The organism is Thalassotalea sp. ND16A, assembly GCF_000764205.1.
Classification (GTDB): Bacteria; Pseudomonadota; Gammaproteobacteria; order Enterobacterales; family Alteromonadaceae; genus Thalassotalea_A.
In genome coordinates, this window is the sequence record NZ_JQDZ01000045.1 from 1 (window position 1) to 2991 (window position 2991).

The window sequence follows — 2991 nt, forward strand, 5'->3', positions numbered from 1 at the left end:
ATGTGGTACAACAGTCGTCGCCTACATTCTTATCTGGATTACCAAAGTCCAAATAACTTTGAAGCGATGATAAACAATTTAGATATGGTTGCTTAACTGGGGTGACTGAATTTGGTTGACCAGGTCAATATGTTGCAGAAGTTGTGGCAGGCAAACTGACGTTTGCCTTGCCAACCGTGATGGATATAGAAGGTTGCTCTTCAATGACTTCCACTCGCTGGGTAATTTTGGCTCGAACAAAGCTGCTTGACGACAAACCGAGTTTCTTTCTAACGGCATAAAAGGATGTGGTGGATAATTGATGTTGCTGGCAATAATCCATAATCGCTAAGCCACTGGTTTGCTGGTCTTCAATAATGGCTTGCCATTGAGCTTGGCTTCGCATAATTCTCATAGTTATCTCCTTAATTTAATTCGGAGGTAATATAACTGAGATCAAAAACTAGGGGCAGGTGTCGTTATCTAGACACTTACTTTCTATTTGTGGAAAAAGCGATTAACTCAAGGAGGCACTGCTTTAGAATCCAATCAGAAACACCAACTCGTCCCTTTATTTGTCAGTGATTCAGGGGCCCAATCGCCTTCAACAATTACTCTGACCATGCCAAACGGCTTTGAACTTGCCTTTAACGAGCAATTATCACCCGAGCGTTTAGCAGGTTTCATCATGGCGATGCAATGACACCTGGCAAGCAGGTTTACCTTGTCACGGGGTACACCGATATGCGCAAATCGATAAATGGGTTAAGCATTATTGTCGCCGACCAACTTGAACTCGACCCCATGAGTGAAGCTTGGTTTGTGTTTTGTAATCGCCAACGGGATAAGTTGAAGATCTTGTTCTGGGATACTAATGGCTTTTGGCTTTATTATCGTCGATTAGAGCAAGGGCGATTTCAGTGGCCGCAGGCCAATGAAACCGCCCTTACGATGCACATTGAATCTCGTCAATTACAATGGCTGTTGTCCGGTTTACCTGTAGAAAGTCGAAGTAAACATAACACCTTATCGGGTTTGTCGGTTATTTAAAAAAAGGATCGATTAAATGGGACTTGAACGATCTTGCCAGTATGTCATGCTTAGCCCACTTTCACTAAGCTTAGATGTATATGACCAAGCCAACAGACAACCTTTCTCTCGAAGAAAAACTTGCTGCGTTACAAGCGCAAGTTGAATCGTTGCAGGCTGAAAATACATCGTTACAAGAGCGAGAAGAAACGCTAACCAAAGAAAACACGTCATTGCTTAAAAAAGAAGAAGTGCTAACCAAAGAAAACACGTCATTACTTAAAAAAGAAGAAGTGCTAACCAAAGAAAATGCCAAGATGAAGGCAAAGATTGAGCAGTTACTCGCTCAGTTGAAGTTAAGTAACTCACGCCAATTTGGTAAGAGCAGTGAAAAATCCGAGCGTGGCACGTTCAATGAAGCCGAAAAGCACCAGAAAAAAACTGAGCCCAAACACCACAAGAAAGGCAAAAAGCCATTACCAGAGTACTTTGAACGTGAAGTGGTAGAGCATACGTTAGACTCTCTTGATTGCCCGTGTTGTGGTGAAGATATGCATCAATGCGGCAGCATTGATAGTGAACAACTTAAAATCATACCGGCTAAAATCAGTGTGATTAAGCATAAGCAGTTTAAATACGCCTGTCGAAACTGCGAGCATACTGGTACCAGCAGCAAAATCATTACCGTGCCTAAACCTAAGCAACCTATTCCTGGCAGCATGGCAAGCCCAGAGGCGCTTGCGGCAGTCGTCACATCAAAATACTGTGATGCTTTGCCATTGTACCGTCAAGCGCAAATTTATGCGCGTGGCGAGTTAGATATTTCTCGAAATACGTTAGCCAACTGGTGTATCAAAGCTGGATTCTTGATTAAGCCTCTGGTTGAAGCGATGCAACGTCACTTAGTCAGTGAGCACAGCTTGTGTGCGGATGAAACGCATGTTCAGGTACTCAGTGAAGAAGGAAAACTGGCACACAGTAAATCGTATATGTGGGTGTATCGCAGCAATGAAGTGAGTAAACAACCGGTAGTGGTTTATGATTATCAATCGGGAAGAAGTCGTGCTTGTGTGCAGGGATTTCTATCTGGCTATCAAGGCTACTTACAATGTGATGGTTACAGTGTTTACGACAACATCGAGGGCATTACACCAGTTGGTTGCTGGGCACACGCCAGACGAAAATATGAGGATGCCCTCAAAGCCGAGACAAGAATTAAAGGCCGAGCGAATATGGCAAAAAGCTATATTGCTAGACTATACGCGCTGGAAAAACAGGCCAAAAGCCAAAAACTCACACCAGAGCAGCGCTATCAGTTGCGACAAGAAAAAGCCGTTCCAATTCTGGATAAGTTCAAAGCCTGGCTTGAAGATACCAACACCAAAATAACGAAAAATAGTCATATCGGAGGGGCCATCAATTACACACTCAACCAATGGAATAAACTCATTCGTTATGTTGATGATGGCAACCTAGGGATTGACAATAACGTGACCGAGCGCGATATTCGGCCGTTTACCAATGGTCGAAAAAACTGGTTATTCAGTAAGTCGGTTGAAGGCGCAGAAGCTAGCGCTAACCTGTATAGCATTGTCATGACGTGCAGGGCGAATGACATCAACCCGTATTATTATTTCCTGCATCTATTCAAGGAAATCCCAAACTTAAAACCCGATGATGACATCAATCAATTAATGCCTTGGAATGTGCAGCTCGATACCTATATCAGCTAGGCGAACCGCTTAATTACGCGCTTACCTAATATCGGTGATTTTACTGCCTTTGTATGGAATGGTTTATATATTCACCATTATCGGTGGATTATATTTGATTAAATTATTAGAAATAAACTATGTATTGCATATTCCGGAGCATCGTGAACAGTCATTCCGGCCCATCGTGAACACCTATTCTGGTTTAACGTGAACAGTCATTCCGGTTTCATCGTGAACACTTTTTCATGATTTTCCGGAATCGGTGTTC

At 42.9% G+C, this 2991-nt stretch carries 3 protein-coding genes; 2 read left to right on the forward strand and 1 reads right to left on the reverse strand.

Annotated features, from left to right (window positions below; translation table 11 throughout):
• Positions 1–124: 124 nt before the first annotated feature.
• Positions 125–394: an IS66 family insertion sequence element accessory protein TnpA gene (tnpA, locus tag ND16A_RS11505; RefSeq protein ID WP_033077162.1), complete on the reverse strand. Its 270-nt coding sequence runs from the start codon at positions 392–394 to the stop codon at positions 125–127.
• A 284-nt stretch (positions 395–678) separates the two neighbouring features.
• On the opposite strand from tnpA, the gene tnpB reads away from it, so the two are divergent.
• Together tnpB and tnpC are read left to right on the forward strand one after the other, a co-directional pair.
• Positions 679–1029 (forward strand): IS66 family insertion sequence element accessory protein TnpB, encoded by a 351-nt coding sequence (gene tnpB, locus ND16A_RS11500; protein ID WP_033077164.1) that lies wholly within the window; start codon positions 679–681, stop codon positions 1027–1029.
• Positions 1030–1109: 80 nt separating this feature from the next.
• Complete coding sequence (gene tnpC / locus ND16A_RS11495; protein WP_235282042.1) at positions 1110–2741, forward strand: IS66 family transposase; 1632 nt, start codon at positions 1110–1112, stop codon at positions 2739–2741.
• Positions 2742–2991: the final 250 nt, after the last annotated feature.

Excerpts from the sequence above, each read along its gene's own strand:
- tnpA (WP_033077162.1), bottom strand. The coding sequence starts at position 394 with ATGAGAATTATGCGAAGCCAAGCTCAATGGCAAGCCATTATTGAAGAC.
- tnpB (WP_033077164.1), top strand. The coding sequence starts at position 679 with ATGACACCTGGCAAGCAGGTTTACCTTGTCACGGGGTACACCGATATG.
- tnpC (WP_235282042.1), top strand. The coding sequence starts at position 1,110 with ATGACCAAGCCAACAGACAACCTTTCTCTCGAAGAAAAACTTGCTGCG.